Annotated in this window: 17 protein-coding genes; 9 read left to right on the top strand and 8 right to left on the bottom strand. The window is 72.1% G+C overall.

Going from position 1 to position 18,345, the window contains the following annotated elements; genetic code table 11:
• Positions 1-8: 8 nt before the first annotated feature.
• A complete protein-coding gene (locus tag AS850_RS11440; RefSeq protein ID WP_119869237.1) occupies positions 9-1,085 on the top strand; it encodes a glycosyltransferase family 4 protein in 1,077 nt (358 codons plus the stop codon).
• On the top strand, positions 1,082-2,014 hold the full coding sequence (locus AS850_RS11435; protein ID WP_119869236.1) for a glycosyltransferase family 2 protein: 933 nt from the start codon (positions 1,082-1,084) through the stop codon (positions 2,012-2,014). The genes AS850_RS11440 and AS850_RS11435 overlap by 4 nt, the downstream gene beginning before the upstream one ends.
• Before the next feature lie 67 nt (positions 2,015-2,081).
• Here AS850_RS11435 and AS850_RS11430 read toward each other — a convergent pair whose 3' ends face one another.
• Both AS850_RS11430 and AS850_RS11425 read right to left on the bottom strand, forming a co-directional pair.
• Positions 2,082-3,686, bottom strand: a complete 1,605-nt coding sequence (locus tag AS850_RS11430) for a polysaccharide biosynthesis tyrosine autokinase (protein WP_119869235.1) — start codon at positions 3,684-3,686, stop codon at positions 2,082-2,084.
• Between the two features lie 109 nt (positions 3,687-3,795).
• Complete coding sequence (locus tag AS850_RS11425) at positions 3,796-4,584, bottom strand: putative protein N(5)-glutamine methyltransferase (protein ID WP_236940693.1); 789 nt, start codon at positions 4,582-4,584, stop codon at positions 3,796-3,798.
• A 99-nt stretch (positions 4,585-4,683) separates the two neighbouring features.
• On the opposite strand from AS850_RS11425, the gene AS850_RS11420 reads away from it, so the two are divergent.
• From AS850_RS11420 to AS850_RS11410, 3 genes are read left to right on the top strand one after another with little or no spacing between them, the layout of a single operon-like run.
• Positions 4,684-5,703, top strand: a complete 1,020-nt coding sequence (locus AS850_RS11420; protein ID WP_119869233.1) for an ADP-ribosylglycohydrolase family protein — start codon at positions 4,684-4,686, stop codon at positions 5,701-5,703.
• Positions 5,700-6,659 carry a PfkB family carbohydrate kinase gene (locus AS850_RS11415; RefSeq protein WP_119869232.1) on the top strand — a complete coding sequence of 320 codons (960 nt, stop codon included), beginning with the start codon at positions 5,700-5,702 and terminating at the stop codon, positions 6,657-6,659. Before AS850_RS11420 ends, AS850_RS11415 begins: the two co-directional genes overlap by 4 nt.
• Before the next feature lie 33 nt (positions 6,660-6,692).
• Entirely contained in the window at positions 6,693-7,694 is a 1,002-nt protein-coding gene (locus tag AS850_RS11410; RefSeq protein WP_119869231.1) for a LacI family DNA-binding transcriptional regulator, read from the top strand.
• 38 nt (positions 7,695-7,732) lie between these two features.
• Here AS850_RS11410 and AS850_RS11405 read toward each other — a convergent pair whose 3' ends face one another.
• Entirely contained in the window at positions 7,733-8,017 is a 285-nt protein-coding gene (locus AS850_RS11405) for a hypothetical protein (RefSeq protein WP_123955495.1), read from the bottom strand.
• 293 nt (positions 8,018-8,310) lie between these two features.
• Entirely contained in the window at positions 8,311-8,862 is a 552-nt protein-coding gene (locus tag AS850_RS11400; RefSeq protein ID WP_119869229.1) for a hypothetical protein, read from the bottom strand.
• A gap of 141 nt (positions 8,863-9,003) precedes the next feature.
• Between AS850_RS11400 and AS850_RS11395 the strand changes: the two genes are divergently transcribed.
• The 3 genes from AS850_RS11395 to araA are packed head-to-tail and all read left to right on the top strand — an operon-like array spanning position 9,004 to position 12,892.
• Positions 9,004-10,647 carry an FGGY-family carbohydrate kinase gene (locus AS850_RS11395; protein WP_119869228.1) on the top strand — a complete coding sequence of 548 codons (1,644 nt, stop codon included), beginning with the start codon at positions 9,004-9,006 and terminating at the stop codon, positions 10,645-10,647.
• Positions 10,644-11,378 carry an L-ribulose-5-phosphate 4-epimerase gene (locus tag AS850_RS11390; RefSeq protein ID WP_119869227.1) on the top strand — a complete coding sequence of 245 codons (735 nt, stop codon included), beginning with the start codon at positions 10,644-10,646 and terminating at the stop codon, positions 11,376-11,378. The genes AS850_RS11395 and AS850_RS11390 overlap by 4 nt, the downstream gene beginning before the upstream one ends.
• A complete protein-coding gene (gene araA, locus AS850_RS11385) occupies positions 11,375-12,892 on the top strand; it encodes an L-arabinose isomerase (protein ID WP_119869226.1) in 1,518 nt (505 codons plus the stop codon). Before AS850_RS11390 ends, araA begins: the two co-directional genes overlap by 4 nt.
• Positions 12,893-12,980: 88 nt before the next feature.
• Here araA and AS850_RS11380 read toward each other — a convergent pair whose 3' ends face one another.
• The gene (locus tag AS850_RS11380; RefSeq protein WP_119869225.1) at positions 12,981-13,223 is read right to left on the bottom strand and encodes a hypothetical protein; all 243 of its coding nucleotides are present in this window, start codon (positions 13,221-13,223) and stop codon (positions 12,981-12,983) included.
• Complete coding sequence (locus tag AS850_RS11375; RefSeq protein WP_119869224.1) at positions 13,223-14,380, bottom strand: inorganic phosphate transporter; 1,158 nt, start codon at positions 14,378-14,380, stop codon at positions 13,223-13,225. The genes AS850_RS11380 and AS850_RS11375 overlap by 1 nt, the downstream gene beginning before the upstream one ends.
• Positions 14,381-14,511: 131 nt before the next feature.
• Between AS850_RS11375 and AS850_RS11370 the strand changes: the two genes are divergently transcribed.
• Positions 14,512-15,837, top strand: a complete 1,326-nt coding sequence (locus AS850_RS11370) for a glycosyltransferase 87 family protein (protein ID WP_164088439.1) — start codon at positions 14,512-14,514, stop codon at positions 15,835-15,837.
• Between the two features lie 69 nt (positions 15,838-15,906).
• Here AS850_RS11370 and AS850_RS11365 read toward each other — a convergent pair whose 3' ends face one another.
• Both AS850_RS11365 and AS850_RS11360 read right to left on the bottom strand, forming a co-directional pair.
• Positions 15,907-17,256: an O-acetylhomoserine aminocarboxypropyltransferase/cysteine synthase family protein gene (locus AS850_RS11365; RefSeq protein WP_236940692.1), complete on the bottom strand. Its 1,350-nt coding sequence runs from the start codon at positions 17,254-17,256 to the stop codon at positions 15,907-15,909.
• A 329-nt stretch (positions 17,257-17,585) separates the two neighbouring features.
• A complete protein-coding gene (locus tag AS850_RS11360) occupies positions 17,586-18,266 on the bottom strand; it encodes an endonuclease/exonuclease/phosphatase family protein (RefSeq protein WP_119869222.1) in 681 nt (226 codons plus the stop codon).
• Positions 18,267-18,345 lie beyond the last annotated feature (79 nt).

The raw sequence follows: 18,345 nt of genomic DNA, 5'->3' as shown, positions 1-18,345 counted from the left end.
GCCGCCTGATGCTCGACGTCCTCTTCCCCCACGAGACCGACCTGGACGCCTGGCGCGACGCGTTCCAGCGCGGCAGGACGCCCGGCGAGTGGCCGCACGGACTGGAGGCCCTGCGCGAGGTCGACCCCGCCGCCACCGTGGGCTCGCTCTCGGAGCCGACGCTCGGCGAGAAGGTGCGCGGGCGGATCCTGCCCCGGCGCCGACCTCTGCTCGCCGGCGGTGCGCGGCGCGGTGGCATCGGCCTCACCTGGGACGAGAACGCGGGCCGGCGTCTGGCACTCAGGGAGCCGCGCCAGACGATGGTGACGGGCGTCCAGTGGATCACCGACATCGTCCGCGAGGGGCGCGACCCCGGGCGGATGCGCGAGGTCCTGCGGGCTCTCGACGGCCTCTGGGTGACGAGCCGGGGCCAGGTCGACGCCCTCCGCGCGTTCGTCGGCGACGACGGTCCGCGGATCGCGTACTTCCGGGCGGGGGTCGACTCCGACTTCTTCCGCGCGGAACCGTTCCCCTCGGGCGACGCGCCCCTGGTCGTCAGCGCGGGCCTCGATCGGCACCGCGACCTGGCGACGCTCTACGCTGCGGTCGAGATCGTGCGCGACCGGATGCCCTGGGCGCAGTTCGTCGTCCAGGACGAGGGCTCCGCGGGCGCCGCCGTGCCCCGGGGTGTCACTACCTTCGACCGGCTCGACCCGGACGAGCTCCGTGACCTCCACTCCCGCGCCTGGTGCTTCGCGAACGCGACGGGCGACAACCTGCACGCCTCGGGCCACGTCGTCGCCCTCGAGGCCATGGCCGTCGGTCGCGCGGTCGTCCTGACGCGGACACCCGGCATCGAGGACTACGTCGACGACGGCCGGACCGGGTTCCTGGTGCCGGTCGGCGATGCGGAGGCCCTGGCCGAACGCCTCCTGCGGACGCTCGAGGACCGCTCGCTCGCCGTCCGCCTCGGCCAGGCGGCCCGCAGGAGCGTCGAGGAGGACCTCACGCTGCGGCACTTCGTCGACCGGCTCGCCGGCTTCGCCCTGTCGGTCGCCGGGCTCAGCCTCGACGAACTCGTCGAAGACGGCAGGATGGGGTCATGACGACCCTCACCATCGCCGTCCTCACCTTCCGCCGGAAGGACGACCTGGAGGCGATCCTGCCTCTGCTCGTCGAGCAGGCCGCGGCCGTGGCCGGTGACGTCGCGACGCGCGTCCTCGTCGTCGACAACGACCCGGACGCGTCCGCCCGGGAGACCGTCGAGCGGGCCGCCGCCGCGTCGGAGGACGTCGAGATCGACTACGCGCACGAACCGGAGCCGGGGATCTCGGCGGCCCGCAACCGTGCCCTCGACGAGAGCGCCACCGAGGACCTCCTCGTCTTCATCGACGACGACGAGCGCCCGTCGGCCCGCTGGCTGTCGCTCCTCGTCGGCCTGCAGCACCGCGAGCGGGCCGCGGCCGTCGTGGGGCCCGTCGTCTCCGAGTACCAGGTCGCGCCCGACGCGTGGATCGAGGCGGGGCGCTTCTTCGTCCGGCGTCAGCTCCCCACCGGCACGGCGATCGACGTGGGAGCGACCAATAACCTGCTGCTCGACCTCCGCTTCGTGCGCTCCGCCGGTCTCCGCTTCGACGTCTCCCTCGGCTCGTTCGGCGGGGAGGACACCCTCTTCACCCGTCAGATCGTGCGCGCCGGGGGCCGGATGCTCTGGCACGCCGACGCGGTCGTCACCGACGTCGTGCCCGCCGCGCGGGTCACGCGGCGCTGGGTCGTGCAGCGCGCGTTCTCGAGCGGCAACGGCTGGGCCATGACGTCGCTGATCCTGCACGGCCGGGCGGCGGGGCGCCTGCGCCTCCGGCTCCGCCTCAGCGGCGAGGGAGCTCTCCGGCTCGCAGGAGGCGCGGCGCGCCTGGTCGCGGGCACGGCGCTCCGACGCATCGGCCAGCGGGCCCGCGGCGTGCGCACCCTCGCGCGGGGAGCGGGGCTCCTCACCGGTGCCTGGGGCTACCGCTACCAGGAGTACCGGCGCTGACGCTTGTCGACCCGCCCCTGACGCCGTCGACGGCGACCGGCCGGTCGAGGCGGGCCCGAGAGAGCGGCTAGCGCTTGGTGCCGCGCGCCGCGGGACGGGCGCTGGTCGGTCGCTGTCCGGGACGTCGGGGCGGCGTCGCGGAGGCGGCGGCGGTGGGGGTGTCGTCGGCGTCGGTCGACGTCGTGTCCGTGTCCGTGTTCGTGTCGGCGTCCTCGTCCGTCGCGGCGACGGACGCGCCCGGCGCCTCCGCGGCGTCGGCGGCGGCCTCGGCGGCGTGAGCCGCGTGCGCCGTGACCGACGCCTGCGCACCGGCGGCGGCGGGCGCGGCCGCAGCCGCGTGCGAGCGGGCCGGTGCGTGAGCGTGGGCCTCGGGTGCCCCCTTGGTCACGACGACGCCGAGCACGGGGGCCGCGACGCCCTCGAGAGCGGAGAGGGTCGAGGAGAGCTGCGCCCGGTTCGTCGACTTCGCGGCCGCGACGACGACGGCGCCGTCGGTGTGTCCGACGACCGACAGCGCGTCGGCGTACGGCTGGAGGGCCGGGGTGTCGACGATGACGAGGTCGTAGTGCTTGCGGGCGTCCTCGAGGAGCGACGCGAACGCCGGGGAGCCGAGGGCGAGGCTCGGGGCCTGCGACAGCTGGCCCGCGGGGAGGACGAAGACGCCCCGCTGCACCTCGGTCACGGCGTCGGCGAGGGTCTGAGTGCCGTCGAGGACGGTCGTGAGACCGGCCGATCCCTCGGTCCGGGCCAGGGCGGCGAGGCCGCCGGAGCGCAGGTCGGCGTCGATGACGAGGACCCGGGCGGAGCGCTCCGCCGCGGCGAGGGCGAGATCCAGGGCGAACGCGGTGCGGCCGTCGCCGGGGCGCGCCGAGACCACCGTGAGGGAGGTCGCCGGGGCTCCTGCGACCGCGAACTGGAGGGTGGTGCGGATGCGGCGGACGTCCTCCGCGGAAGCGGACTCGGGCTGGTCGCGCAGGGCCAGGCCGTACGGGGCGCCGTGGGCGAGGCGCTGGACCGTGCCGAGCACCGGCGCGGTGGTGAGCTTCGCCACGTCCGAGGCGCTGCGCAGGCGCGTGTCGAGGGTGAAGCGGGTGACCGCGTAGATCACGCCGACGACGAGGCCGACGAGTGCGGCGAGGAGCTCGATCAGGTGGCGGTTGGGGCCGGCCGGCACGGTCGGGGTGGTCGCGGGGGCGACGATCGACAGCGACACGACGCCGGAGCCGGAGGTGGTCTGGGGGGTGAGGTCGGTCGTGACCGTGCGGAGCGACGAGCTGACCGCGTTCGAGATGGCGGCGGCCTGCTTCGGCGACGCGTCGGTCGCGGTGATGTCGATGATGACGGTGTTGAGCGGCACGGACGCGGTCACGCGGGTCGCCAGCTGGGCGGGCGTCACGTCGAGGCCGAGGTCGGCGATGACGGGCTCGAGGACCGCGGGGGTGGTGGCGAGCTGCGCGTACGACTGGACCTGGGCGAGGCTGAACGACGATCCCTGCAGCAGCTGGTCGGAGGCCGTCCCCTGAGACGACGACACGAAGACGCTGCTGGTCGCGCGGTAGCTGTCCGGCTGCGCGTGCGACGCGCCGAATCCGACGACGAAGCCCACCACGACGAGGGCGACGATGACGATCCAACTCTTCTTGAGAGCGTGCAGGTAGTCGTGCGGGTCCATGGGCCACCATTCGGGTTTGGGGAAAAGACAATCGCGCAGGCCAGCCTACAAGTCGCCTCCCGCTCGAACGCCAGCACAGCCGCGTAACGCCGATGCGACATGCCCCCAATCAGGGGGACAGCGGATATACCCCGACCGCGACGGTGGCGTCGAGCTCCTCCGACCGCAGGATGCCCGCCCGGAGCCCCGCCGCCTCCATCGCCTGCCGGCTCGCCTCCGCCTGCCGCACGCTCGTCTCCACCAGGAGCGACCCGCCGGGCCGGAGCCACTCCCGGGCCCCCGACGCCACCCGGCGCTGGAGATCGAGCCCGTCGGAGCCGCCGTCGAGGGCCGAGGCGGGTTCGTGGAGCCGGGCATCCTGCGGGAGGAAGTCGAGCTCCGCGGTCGGGACATACGGGGCGTTCGCGACGACGACGTCGAACGTGCCGCGGAGGGCCTCGGGCAGGGCCGCGTAGAGGTCGCCGGCGACGACGCGGTCGGGACGGGAGAGATTTGTCCGGGCGCAGGCGACGGCCGCGGGGGAGAGGTCGGCGGCCCAGACCTCGCAGCCCGGGAGCGCGACCTCGAGGGCGCGGCCGACCGCTCCGGAGCCGCAGCAGAGGTCGAGCGCACGCCTCGGGGCGAGGCCCAGCGCCGTCTCCACGAGGAGGGCGGTGCGACGGCGGGGCACGAACACGCCGTCGGTCACCCGGATGCGCTGGCCGTGGAACTCGGCCCAGCCGAGGACGTGCTCGAGCGGGACTCCGGCGACGCGGCGGTCGAGCATCCTGCGCAGGTCGCGGTCGTCCCGGGCTTCGTCGAGCAGCAGCGCGGCCTCCTCCTCGGCGAAGACGGAGCCGGCGGCGCGCAGCTCGCGGACGACGTCGTCGACGGGGACGGCGTCCGGCGGTCGTTCCACGGTCGCCTCCCGGCATCGGTCTGGGCGCTCGGCTGCGCATCCAGGCGCTCCAGCCGACATCTCCTGTCGCGCCGGGGACAACGATGCCACGATGGGGCCATGACCGGTGCGACGTCGCTCTCCGACCGGGCGCGGGCGTCGCTCGTGGGCCTCGCCCTCGGTGACGCCCTGGGGATGCCGACGCAGTCGCTGTCGCTCGACACCATCCGGAGCGACCACGGGCGCGTGACCGCCTTCCTCGACGCCGGGCCCCACCAGCGGATCGCCGCCGGGATGCGCGCGGGCACGGTCACCGACGACACCGAGCAGGCGCTCCTCCTCGCCGACGTGCTGCTGGAGGGCGACGGCCGGGTCGACCCCGAGGTGTTCGCCCGGCGGCTCGTCGAGTGGGAGCGCAGGATGCTCGAGCGCGGCTCCCTCGACCTCCTCGGTCCCAGCACCCGGGCCGCCGTGCAGCGGCTCCTCGAGGGCGTCCCCGTCGAGGAGGCGGGCTCCGGCGGGACCACGAACGGGGCGGCCATGCGCATCGCCCCCGTCGGCATCGCGACCCCCTCCGGTGACCTCGACGCCCTGGTCGACGCCGTCGAGGCGGCGTCCGCCCTCACGCACAACACCGGCCTCGGCATCGCGGGCGCCTCGGCCGTCGCCGCGGCGATCAGCGCGGGCCTCGACGGCGCCACCGTCGACGAGGCTCTCGACCTCGCCGTCGAGGCGGCCCGGCTCGGTGCCCGACGCGGAACCTGGGTCTCGGGCGGCGACATCGCCTCCCGACTCGTCTGGGTGCGCGAGTGGCTCCCGCGCGTGCCCGCCGACGAACGGCTCGACGCCCTCTTCGAGGTCGTCGGCACTTCGGTGGCCTCGCAGGAGTCGGTGGTCGCCGCCCTGGGCCTCGCCGCCCTCGAGCAGGATCCGTGGGTCACCCTCGGCGACGCGGCCTCCGTCGGCGGCGACACGGACACCATCGCGGCGATGGCCGGTGCCGTCCTCGGCGCCGTCCACGGGCAGGCCGCGTGGCCGGGAGCCGCGGTCTACACCGTCACCCGAGTCAACGGCCTCGACCTCGGCCCCGTCGTCGACGGGCTCCTGGCTCTCCGGCTCCGCGAGGGCGGCGAGGCGTGACGGGTCCCGCCCGCCTGATCCACGTCGGCAACGCCATCGCCGACCTCGTCCTCGAGATCGACGCGCTCCCGGAACGGGGAGGCGACGTCCTGGCGTCGTCCTCGCGGATCCTCGCCGGCGGCGCCGTCAACACGCTCGTGGCGGCCGTGCGCGACGGCCTCCCCGCCGTCTACGCGGGCGCCCTCGGAACCGGACCGGTCGCCGACGTCGTCCGGGCGGCCCTCGACGGGCACGGCATCCCCTGCCTCGGGCCGACCGTGCCGGGCGTCGACACCGGCTACGCCATCGGACTGGTCGACGCCGGGGCGGAGCGGACCTTCGTCACGGTGCCCGGAGCCGAGGGGCGGCTGACGCGGGCGGCGCTGGACGGGGTCGAGGTGCGGTGGGGCGACGTCGTGGCCGTCTCGGGGTACTCGCTCGGGCATCCTGCGAATGCGCTCGCACTGCCGGGGTGGGTCGCCTCCCTCGCCGAGGGCGTCACCGTGATCGTCGACCCGTCGCCGCTCGTGGCGAGCCTGCCGTCGGGGACCCTCGCGGCGATCCTGGCGCGCGCGGACGTCGTCACCGCGAACGCTCGCGAGGCGCGCCTGATGACGGGGCAGGAGTCGCCCGCTCGAGCCTCCGAGGCGCTGGCCGCGACGGCGATCGCGGCGCGACGCTCGACCGTCGTCGTGGTGCGCGACGGGCCCCGCGGCTGCTGGGTCGTCGACGCGTCGCGGGGCTCCGCGTCGGGTGGGCGGCGTGCGGTGCACGTGCGGGGATTTGACGTCGTGGCGGTGGACACGACCGGGGCCGGCGACGCCCATCTCGGCGTCCTCGCGGCCGCTCTCTCCCGCGGGGACGACCCGATCGCCGCCGCCCGGCGGGCGAACGCCGCGGCGGCCCTCGCCGTGACACGCCTCGGCCCGGCCGAATCGCCCCGGAGCGACGAGATCGACGCGCTCCTCGGGCGCTGACCGCGGGCCGTCGCCTCACTAGACTCAGCCCCTGTGGCGAACATCTTCGACGTCGCGTCCGAGGCGGGCGTGTCTCACCAGACCGTGTCGCGCGTCGTCAACGGCGACACGAACGTACGCCCCGCCACGAGAGCGCGCGTCGACGCCGCCATCGCCAAGCTGAACTACCGGCCGAGCGCCGCCGCCCGCGCTCTCGCCAGCCGTAAGACCCGGGCCCTCGGGCTGATCTCCGCCGGCGGACCGCTCTTCGGCCCGTCGAGCATCATGCAGGGGTTCGAGGGGGCGGCGAGGCAGGCCGGCTACCAGGTGTCGATCGCGACCCTGCCGGAGTCGAACCGCGAGATCCTGCGGACCGACATGCGCCGTGCGATCGACGCGCTCCTCGGTCAGAACGTCGAGGCGATCGTGCTGATCGCCCCGGATTCCGCGGCGATCGAGGCCGTGCAGACGGTCGACATCTCCGTGCCGCTCGTCACGGCGGACAGCGGCGAGCACGACGGCCTCGTCGCCGTCTCCCTCGACCAGTTCGCGGGGGCGGTCCTCGCGACGGAGCATCTCGTCGCGCTCGGCCACACGGAGATCGCCCACGTCGGCGGTCCCGTCGACTGGACCGACGCGCGCGAGCGCGAGCGGGGCTGGCGTTCCGTGCTGGAGAGTCGCGGGTTCGAGGTTCGCGAGCCCTTCCGCGGCGACTGGCGGCCCGACAGTGGCTACCGCGTGGGGCTCGAGCTCGCCGCCCGCGACGACGTGACCGCGGTGTTCTGCGCGAACGATCAGATGGCGCTCGGGCTGCTCCACGCGTTCGCCGAGTGCGGGATCGCCGTGCCCGACCGGGTGAGCGTCGTCGGCTTCGACGACATCCCGGAGGCGGCGCACTTCATCCCGCCGCTCACCACCGTGCGCCAGGACTTCGCCGCCCTCGGCCGGCAGATCATGGCGACGCTCGAGGGCCTGCTCGGCGCCCCCGATCGCGCCGCTTCGGGTGCCCTGCTCGCCCCGACGCTCGTCGTCCGCGACTCGACCCGCCCCCGCTGACGCGGGCCTGCATCGCCCCCCCCTTTGACACACGTGACCTAGAGGGTGACCGTGTTGGTCTGGTGACGAGGGATGCTGCAGGAGAGGTACTTGCCGACCATCGTCACGGACCCCTGGATCGACGCGGAGAATCGGCCCGAGCCATAGATCTGACGGCTGTTGGAGTAGGAGAGGGAACCCATGGGGCTGAGATCCCAGAACTGACCGCCTCCTGCCGGACCCCACGTGATGGTGATGTTGCGGCCGACCATCGTGCTTCCCGCCCCTGCGAACAAAGCCCAGCTGACTCGTCCGCGACCGCTGGCGAGCTTGTCGACGTACACAGTCGACGTCCCGCAATTGCCACTGACCACTCCGCGCGCGTCGGGCTCGCAGGCCGTGATGCCCTGTCTCTGCAGGAGCCGGCGCCCTTCCGCGGTCACCCGCGCGCACTCAGCGACCAGGGGCACTGTGATCGCGGCACGTTCGACGACTGTTGCGCCGAGGTCCGGTCCGGAGTGGTTCGCAGGGAAGACCGTCGATGTCGCGGCGATGGCAGTGGTCGCGACGACGGACGAGAAAAGAGGCAATGGAGGCTCCCAAGGCAGACGAGATCAACACGTGAAACATCAATATGTCATAGATTCCAGCTCCGGAGGACTCGTCGACGCCAGAGGCGGACCGGATCGAGCGGATCGTCGAGTTCCGAGACGGTGATGGTCGATCGCGACGCCGGACCTCGGAGGAGGCGCAGGACGACGACGGCGCCGTCGGTCGATCCCACCCAGGCGGGGTGACCGCCTCGGACCTCGTGGAGCGCCATCGGGACGATGTCGTCGCGACCCCGGAGGAGTGGGGCTTCCGTCTCGGACGGGGTGGGGATCGCCCGGTCCGCGATTGCGAGTCGTTCGAAGAATCGACGGCGGTCGAAGGTCGCGCAACTCGCGACGACCGCGTCGAAGTCGGCGAATGCCCTCTCGGGATCCGGGTGAGATCCGTGACCGACCCACACGAACGTCGTCTCGTCGACCGCCTCGGAACGATCCGTGTCGACGCAGATCCCTCGCTCCCGCTCCGTCTCGATTGCGAACGCGCGGACGCGCGTGGACGGATCGTCGAGTCTCGCCGTGCAGGTGTCCAAGAGGCGATTCAGGTCGATCGATGACGTGGGGGCGTTCTCGGAATGCATACGTCCACAATATGTCGTCGAGATATTGAGTCACCGCCGGGGCGTTCTCCGCGAGACCGAGGCGGCGATTCGCGCTTTCGGAAGTGAGCGCTCACATGACAGAATGAGCGGGTTCCGTTCCGCCACGACAAGGACGTCATCATGACCACACCCGCGCAAGGAGCCGACCGCGGTCGGTCGATCGCGGAGGGTCGCGCGATCCTCGGCATCGAGTTCGGCTCGACCCGCATCAAGGCCTGCCTGATCGACGAGAGCGCGACGACGATCGCGTCCGGCAGCCACGAGTGGGAGAACGAGTACGTCGACGGTCGCTGGACCTACTCGATCGAGGCGATCCGGTCCGGCCTCCAGGCCTGCTACGCCGACCTCGTGAGCGCCGTGAAGTCGGAGTTCGGGGTCGTCCCCGAGACGTTCGCCGCGATCGGCATCTCGGCGATGATGCACGGCTACCTCGCCCTCGGCGCGGACGGCGAGCTGCTCGTTCCGTTCCGCACCTGGCGCAACACGTCGACGGGTCCCGCGGCCGAGCGGCTCAGCGCCGCCCTCGACTTCGCCGTCCCGCTGCGCTGGTCGATCGCGCACCTCTCCCAGGCCGTCCTCGACGAGGAGCCCCACGTCCGCGAGATCGCGTCGCTCACCACGCTCGCCGGCTACGTCCACCACGCGCTCACGGGCCGCGCGGTGCTCGGCGTGGGCGACGCGTCGGGCATGTTCCCCGTCGATCCGGCGACGCACGACTACGACGCCCGCCTCCTCGGGATCACGCAGGGTCTCCTCGGCGGGTCGGTCCCGGCGCTCGCCGAGCTCCTGCCCGAGGTCCTCGTGGCCGGGCAGGATGCCGGAACCCTCACCGCAGAGGGTGCGGCGCTTCTCGACCCGACGGGCACCCTGCGTCCGGGAGCCCGCTTCTGCCCGCCGGAGGGCGACGCCGGCACCGGCATGGTGGCGACGAAGTCGACCGAGAAGCGCACCGGCAACGTCAGCGTCGGGACGAGCATCTTCGCGATGGTGGTGCTCGAGAAGCCCCTCGAGAAGCTGCACCCGGAGATCGACGTCGTCGCGACTCCCGCCGGCGACGCGGTCGCCATGGTGCACTGCAACAACGGCATGAGCGAGCTCGCCGCCTGGGCGCGCGTCTTCGGACGCTTCGCGGAGGCCTCCGGCAACGAGACCCCGATGGACGACGTGTACGCCACCCTCCTCGGCGAGGCGCTCGCGAGCGAGCCCGATGCCGGCGGACTGGTCGCCTACAACTACCTGGCCGGGGAGACCGTCACCGGGGTCGACGACGGTCGTCCTCTGCTGATCCGCACGCCCGAGAGCCGCTTCACGCTCGGCAACCTGATCCGCTCCGAGCTCTACGCCGCGTTCGCGACCCTGAGCATCGGGATGGAGGCGCTCGCCGACGAGGACGTCCGGGTCGAGCGGATCCTGGCCCACGGCGGTCTGTTCCGGACCCCGGGTGCCGCCCAGCAACTCCTGGCCGCCGCGCTGCGCGTGCCGGTCGCCGTCGAGAGCACCGCCTCCGAGGGCGGAGCCTGGGGTGCGGCCGTCCTCGCCGCCTACCTCGAGAGGGCCGACACCCTGTCGCTCGCGGAGTTCCTGGACGCCGAGGTCTTCACCTCCGCGGCGCCCGTCGTCGCCGAGCCGACCCCGCGCGACCTCGACGGGTTCGCGGCCTACCTCGACCGGTACCGGGAGGCCCTTCCGCTCCAGCGGGCCGCCGCCGGGGCGACTCCCACGGCCTCCACCACCACAACCCCCGAAGAAGGAGCTCGACCGTGAGCACGACGCCCCCCACGTTCGCCCCGGAGGTCGAGCGCGCCATCGAGCGCACCCGTGCCGACGTCGCCCGGCTCCACGCCGAGCTGACGCGCTACGGCCTCGTCGTCTGGACGGGCGGCAACGTCTCGGGCCGGGTCCCCGGAGCCGACCTCTTCGTGATCAAGCCGAGCGGCGTCTCCTACGACGACCTGGCGCCCGAGAACCAGATCCTCTGCGATCTCGACGGCGCCGTCGTCGCGGGGACGCCGGGCAGCGAGCGGTCGCCGTCGTCCGACACAGCCGCCCACGCCTTCGTGTACCGGAACATGCCCGAGGTCGGGGGAGTGGTGCACACGCACTCCACCTACGCCACGGCGTGGGCCGCGCGCGGCGAGAGCATCCCCTGCGTCATCACGGCGATGGCCGACGAGTTCGGCGGCGAGATCCCGGTCGGGCCGTTCGCCATCATCGGCGACGACTCAATCGGTCGCGGCATCGTCGCGACCCTCCGGGGGCACCGCTCGCGGGCCGTGCTCATGCAGAACCACGGAGTCTTCACCATCGGGAAGGACGCCAAGGACGCCGTGAAGGCCGCGGTCATGGCCGAGGACGTCGCCCGCACCGTCCATCTCGCGAAGCAGCTCGGGGAACCCCTCCCCATCCCGCAGGAGAGCATCGACGCTCTCTTCGACCGCTATCAGAACGTCTATGGTCAGGCACCGACGCCGACCGAAGAAGGAGTCCAGAAGTGACCACGCTCGACACGACCCTCGACCACTACGAGGTCTGGTTCCTCACCGGCTCCCAGGGGCTCTACGGCGAGGAGACCCTCCGCCAGGTCGCCGAGCAGTCGCGCGCCATCGCCGACGCCCTCGACGCGTCCGACGGCATCCCGGTGAAGGTCGTCTGGAAGCCGGTGCTCACCGACTCCGACGCCATCCGCCGCCTCGCCCTCGAGGTCAACGACCGCGACGACGTCATCGGCGTGACCGCCTGGATGCACACCTTCAGCCCGGCCAAGATGTGGATCAAGGGTCTCGACGCGCTGCAGAAGCCGCTCCTGCACTTCCACACCCAGGCGAACGTCGACCTGCCCTGGGCCGAGATCGACTTCGACTTCATGAACCTCAACCAGGCCGCCCACGGCGACCGGGAGTTCGGCTACATCCAGTCGCGCCTGGGAGTGGCGCGCAAGACCGTCGTCGGTCACGTGTCCGACCCGCGGGTCGTCGGCCAGATCGGCACCTGGATCCGGGCCGCCGCGGGTTTCGCCGCCGTCCGCAGCCTGAAGCTCGCCCGCTTCGGCGACAACATGCGGAACGTCGCCGTCACCGAGGGAGACAAGACCGAGGCCGAGCACGTCTTCGGCGTCTCGGTCAACACCTGGGGCGTCAACGAGCTCGCCGCGGCGGTCGACGCCGCGACCGACGCCGATGTGGACGCCCTCGTCCAGGTCTACGTCGACTCCTACGACGTCGTCCCCGCCCTGCTGCCCGGCGGCGAGCGGCACCAGTCGCTGCGCGACGGCGCCGCGATCGAGCTGGGACTGCGCTCGTTCCTCGAGGAGGGGGGCTTCGGCGCCTTCACGACGAACTTCGAGGATCTCGGGTCGCTCAAGCAGCTCCCCGGCCTCGCCGTGCAGCGGCTCATGGCCGAGGGCTACGGCTTCGGCGCCGAGGGCGACTGGAAGACGGCGATCCTCGTCCGCGCGGCCAACGTCATGGGCGCCGGGCTCCCCGGTGGCGCGAGCCTCATGGAGGACTACACCTACGATCTTGTGCCCGGCCAGGAGAAGATCCTCGGCGCGCACATGCTGGAGGTCAGCCCCACGCTGTCGTCGAAGCGCGCCTCCCTCGAGATCCACGCCCTCGGCATCGGTGGCAAGGACGACCCCGTGCGTCTGGTCTTCACGGCCGACCCCGGCCCGGCCGTCGTCGTGGCGCTCTCCGACATGCGCGACCGCTTCCGTCTCACGGCGAACGTCGTGGACGTGGTCGAGCCCGACGAGGATCTCCCCAACCTCCCCGTCGGCCGCGCCGTGTGGGAGCCGCGCCCCTCGTTCGCCGTCTCCGCCGAGGCCTGGCTGACCGCAGGAGCCGCGCACCACACCGTCATGTCGACCGCCGTCGGTCTCGAGGCCTTCGAGGACTTCGCCCTCATGGCCGCGACCGAGCTCCTGATCATCGACGAGAGCACCACGCTGCGGGAGTTCCGCCGCGAGGTGCGGTGGAACGCCGCCTACTACCGGCTGGCGCGCGGCCTGTAACCGCGGTCACCGTGTCACGTTCCGTGCGCGATGTCACGTCGAGACGTCACATCGCGCACGGAACGCGACATCGTGCGACGCCGGTGCGTCAGCCGTGGAACTGCGGGATGACGAGGTAGAGCGCGTACAGGACGGCGGCCGCTCCCACGGCGATGCAGGCCCACCCGCCGACCGTCCGCGCGAGGGGCCGCGGCGCGGGGGCCTCGTCCGCGAGCCGACCGTTCGACAGGAGTCGGAGGCCCACCGAGTAGAAGACCACCACGGCGGCGGTGGCCGCGAGGGCCACGAGGAAGACCACCACGAAGGCGCCCCAGTTCACTCCGAGGAACATCAGCGCACCGCCCCGCCGGTCGTGGCTCCGACCGGTTCGCGGTCGTCCTGCGCTCCCGCGACGTCGCCCGCGGTGATCGGCTTCCGTCTCGCGAGGACGTAGAACGTCAGCCCGCCGGCCAGGGCGAGAGCGGCGACCGCGATGAGCCCCGCGGTGCTGGTCGAGGCGAGCCACGCCGCGACCCCGCCCACGAGGGCGGCGGCGGGGAGCGTCACGAGCCACCCCGTCGCGATCTTGCCGACCACGCCCCAGTGGACGACGGCGAGGCGTTTGCCGAGGCCGGCTCCGATGACGGAACCGGAGGTGACCTGCGTCGTCGACAGGGCGAATCCCAGGTGGGACGACAGGAGGATCGTGGCCGCGGACGAGGTCTCCGCCGCGAAGCCCTGGGGCGACTGCACGTCCGTGATGTTCTTCCCGACGGTCTTCATGATCCGCCACCCGCCGACGTAGGTGCCGAGGCCGATCGCGAGGCCGCAGGCGAGGATCACCCAGAGGGCCGGGCCCGTCCCGGTTCCCTGGTAGCCGGCGGCGATGAGGGTCAGCGTGATGACGCCCATGGTCTTCTGCGCGTCGTTGGTGCCGTGGGCGAGGGAGACCAGCGAGGCCGAGACGGTCTGGCCGTGGCGGAAGCCGGCCTCGGAGCCGCGGGCCCTCGCGTTCCGGGTGATCCGATAGGCGGCGAAGGTGGCGATGAGTGCCACGGCCCCCGCGACGAGCGGCGAGGCGACGGCCGGGACGACGACCTTCGACAGGACGACGGAGAAGTCGACCGAGCCGACGCCGGCGCCGATCACGGCCGCTCCGATGAGTCCGCCGAAGAGCGCGTGGGTCGAGGAGGAGGGCAGCCCGAGGTACCAGGTGAGGAGATTCCAGAGGACGGCGCCGACGAGCCCGGCGAAGATCATCGTCGGGGTGATCTCGATGCCGCCCTGCCCCTCGCGGATGATGCCGCTCGACACCGTCTTCGCCACCTCCGTCGACAGGAACGCGCCGACGAGATTCAGCACCGCCGAGATGATCACGGCCGTCCGTGGCTTCAACGCGCCGGTCGCGACGGAGGTCGCCATCGCGTTGGCCGTGTCGTGGAAGCCGTTGGTGAAGTCGAAGATCAGCGCGACGACGATGACAAGGATGACCGTGACCAGAACGTCCACTGCGAGTGCCCCCCGGGGATGCCGCCGCGAGCGATTTTCGCAGCGTGTGCACGAAACGTAGATCGGCTCCGTGAACGCGGGGTTAACTCCGCTGCCCCGGCGAGCGGCGCGCATTGTCTATGCTCGGGGACGTGCTCGTCCGTTCCCGTCGAAACCGTCAGGGGGCGTTGCGCGCGACCTGGCACCGGCTGCGGCAGGAGCCCCGGGCCCTCTGGGCGGGTCTCGTGCTGATCCACGTCACCGTGTTCCTCCTCGCCCTGCCGATGCTCCTCGACGGGCAGCTGGCGGGCGACCTGCCGGTCTACAGCTCCTGGGCCACGGAGGCCGTCGTCGGCGGCCTGTGGCCGGTCTTCTCGTTCGACTGGGTCTACCCGGCCGGCGCCATCGTTCCGGTCGTCCTGCCGCGGATCCTGGGGAACGACCTCTACGAGGTCGTCTGGTTCGTGATGATCGGCGCCGCCAACGCCGCGGCCCTCTGGGCGCTCATCCGCTGGGGGCGGAAGGTCCGCGATCAGACGGCCGCCGGCTGGTGGGTCCTCACGGTGGCGATCCTCGCCCCGGTCGACCTGCTCCGCCTCGAGGGGCTGACCGCGCCGGCGGTCGTGGTGGCGCTGCTCTTCCTGGCGACGCGGCCCCGTGCGGCCGGGCTCCTGCTGGCCGCGGCCACCTGGGTGAAGGTCTGGCCGGCCGCCGTGATCGTGTCGATCGCGGTCGTGTCCACCAAGCGCTGGATCGTCATCGCCATGGGCGCCCTGGTGAGCGCAGGAGTCACGCTGATCGTCGTGCTCGGCGGCGGCGGCTCGTCCCTGGCCAGCTTCGTGAACGCGCAGAACGGTCGTCCGCTCCAGCTGGAGGCGCCGCTCGCGACGCCCTGGGTCTGGATGACGATGTTCCGGGTGCCGGGCGCGAGCGTCTTCCACGACAGCCACCTCGTCACCGAGGAGGTCACCGGTCCCGGCGACCGCTGGCTGATCGAGAACGGCACCACCGTGATGCTCCTGGTGATGGCGGCCCTCGTCGTGCTCCTGGCGGTCGCCACGCGCCGCCTGGCGGCCTCCGTGCATCCGATGGGCCGCGAGGTCGATCTCGTGCTCGTGGGCGCTCTCAGCCTCGCCACGGCGTTCATCGTGTTCAACAAGGTCGGGTCGCCGCAGTACATGCTGTGGCTGACGCCGATCGTCGCGGTCGGGCTCGTGATCCGTCCGCCCGACTGGAAGGTCCCGGCGATCCTGCTGCTGGTCATCGCCGCGCTGACGACGATCGTCTTCCCGTCGTTCTACTTCGCGCTCATCGCGCTCAACCCCGTCGTGGTGACGGTGCTCGCCGCGCGCAACGTGCTCCTCGTGGTGCTCCTCGGCTGGTCGGTGTCGAAGCTCGGCGTCGCCGCGTTCGTGCATCAGCCGGTGCCGCTGGGCACGCGGCCCCTGGGGGCGCCGGTCCGCAACACCAGCTACTGAGCCGCGCCGGAGACGGCCGCCCGGAGACGGCCGCCCCGGAGAGGGCCGGGCCGGAGAAGGCCGGGCCGGTCAGGCCGCGGAGACCGCCTCGTCGGAGAGGGATGCTTCGACTTCGGCCTCCGACGCTGCGGCCGCTGCGGCCGCGACGGCCCGCTCGAGGTCGTGCCGCAGGTCGCGGACGCTCTCCAGCCCGACGGAGAGGCGGATCGTGCCGGGCGTGATGCCGATGGCGAGGCGCTCCTCCTCGGTGAGGTGCCCGTGGATCGTCGAACCGGTGTGGATCGCGAGGGTCCGGACGTCTCCGAGGTGCGTCATCTTGCTGATGAGCTGCAGCGAGTCGATGAAGGCCCTGGCCGCTTCGACGCCTCCCGCGAGCTCGAACGTGACGACGGCTCCGGCGCCCTTGGGCAGGTACTTCTGGGCCCGGGCGTAGTACGGGCTCTGGACGAGACCGGGGTAGTCGACGCTCGTGACGTTCTCCTGGTGCTCGAGCCACTGGGCGAGCGCGAGGGAGTTGGCGACGTGGCGGTCCATCCGGAGCGAAAGGGTCTCGATGCCCTGCAGGATCATGAACGCGCTGGTCGGGGGCAGCGTCGGGCCGTAGTCGAGGGCCGTCACGCTGCGGAGGTAGGTCAGGAAGGCGAACCGGCCGAACCGCTCCACGAAGGAGGCGCGGCCGCGCGCGCTCGGGAGGGTCAGCTGCGGGTAGCGCGTCTCCTGCGAGGCCCAGTCGAACGACCCGGAGTCGATGACGACGCCGCCGAGGACCGCGCCGTGGCCGGAGATCCACTTCGAGGTGGAGTGGATGACGATGTCGGCGCCGTGCTCGATGGGGCGGTTGAGGTAGGGCGTGGCGACCGTGTTGTCGACGATCAGGGGGATGCCGGCCGCGTGGGCGATCCCGGCGAAGCGCTCGAGGTCGACGACGTCGTTCTTGGGGTTGGGGATCGTCTCGGTGAAGAGGGCCTTCGTGGTGGGGCGGACCCTCCTCCGCCACTCGTCGTCCGACGCGTCGGCGGAGACCAGCTCGATCTCGACGCCCTGGCGCCCGAAGCTGTTGGCGAAGAGGGTCTTCGTGCCCTCGTAGAGGCTCGCGGTCGCCAGGACGTGGTCTCCGGCCGTGACGAGGGCGTTGAGGGTCAGGGCGATCGCGGCGGTGCCGCTCGCGGTGAGGAGGCCGCCGATGCCGCCCTCGAGGTCGGCCAGCCGCCTCGCGACGGCGGCGTTCGTCGGGTTGTCGGTCCGGGCGTAGGCCTGGCCGGGGACGGTGCCGTCGAAGCGCCCCTGCCCGTCGGCGAAGGAGTCGAAGACGAAGCCCGCCGTCTGGTAGATCGGCGTGAGCCGCGATCCGAACTCCGCGTCGACTCCGGTGCCAGCGTGGATCTGACGGGTGTCGAAGTCGAACTCGGAGGAGGACATGGCGGCATCTCGGCTTTCTGACGGGGGCCCGGGCCGGCGCTCGGGGCGTCTCTGCAGGCTAGCCGAGCATCCTGCGCCGACGAAGGAGAGCGTCACACGCTGTCATGCAGGGGACGCTGTCATGCAGGGCCGCTGTCACGCCGGGGACGCTGTCATGCAGACGAAACTGTCATGCAGCAGAAAAACGACAGAAAAAAGGGCGGGAGTCGCTTACCCGAAAAGGACTCCCGCCACCGCCGGATCAGTGGCGTGATCAACATACTAATCAGATCACCCGGAGACCGGCAACACTCCAGTGAAAAATACTCGCCGGTCGGCGCGGCCCGCGCTCAGGCGGCGACGCTGGCCAGCAAGAGGATCGGGCGGTGGTCGGACTTGCCCTGCGGGAGCGACAGCACGCTCGCGATCCTCATGCCCATGGTGGTGGCGAAGTCGAAGTGGCCGCTGAAGCCCGAACGCGCGTAGGTGGGCTCCTCGGTGATCGAGAGCTGGTAGCCGGTCTTGAGCAGGTGCTTCTGGAGGCCCTTGCGGAACCACGGGTAGTTGAAATCGCCGACCATGACGGTCGGGACGCCGCCGGCGAGCTCGCGCAGCTTCTCGTGGGCGAGGCCGATCTGCTTGCGCCGGAGCGCGTTGGTCGCGGTGAGGGGAGCGGCGTGGAAGTCGGCCACGATCAGCTCCTGGCCGGTCCGCCGGTCGCGCAGCCGCGCTGCCAGCAGGCGTTCGTGGGCGGGCGCCATGACCCGGTCGTGCATCGACTTCATGAGGGCGAAGAGGCTGGTGCCGAGCAGCTCGAAGCGGTCCTCGCGGTAGTAGAGCGCGAGTCCCAGGCGGTTGGTCTTCGTCGACGCCGCCAGGGTGAGTCCCTCGATCGAGTCGGGGATGTCGGTGCTGTCGCACTCCTGCAGGCAGAGGACGTCCATCTCGTGGGCGGTGACGAGAGCGGTCAGCTCCCCGATCGCGAGGTGCTCGCGGAGGTTGTAGCTGACGATTCTCAGATCGGATTCCATAGGCACATTGTCACCCGCCGGGGGACCCTCCGCGTTCAGGAACCCGCGGGCGTTCATCGAAACGTCACGCGCGGGGTCG

Source organism: Frondihabitans sp. 762G35 (assembly GCF_002074055.1).
GTDB lineage: Bacteria > Actinomycetota > Actinomycetes > Actinomycetales > Microbacteriaceae > Frondihabitans.
This window is presented reverse-complemented; position numbering and strand designations above follow the sequence as displayed.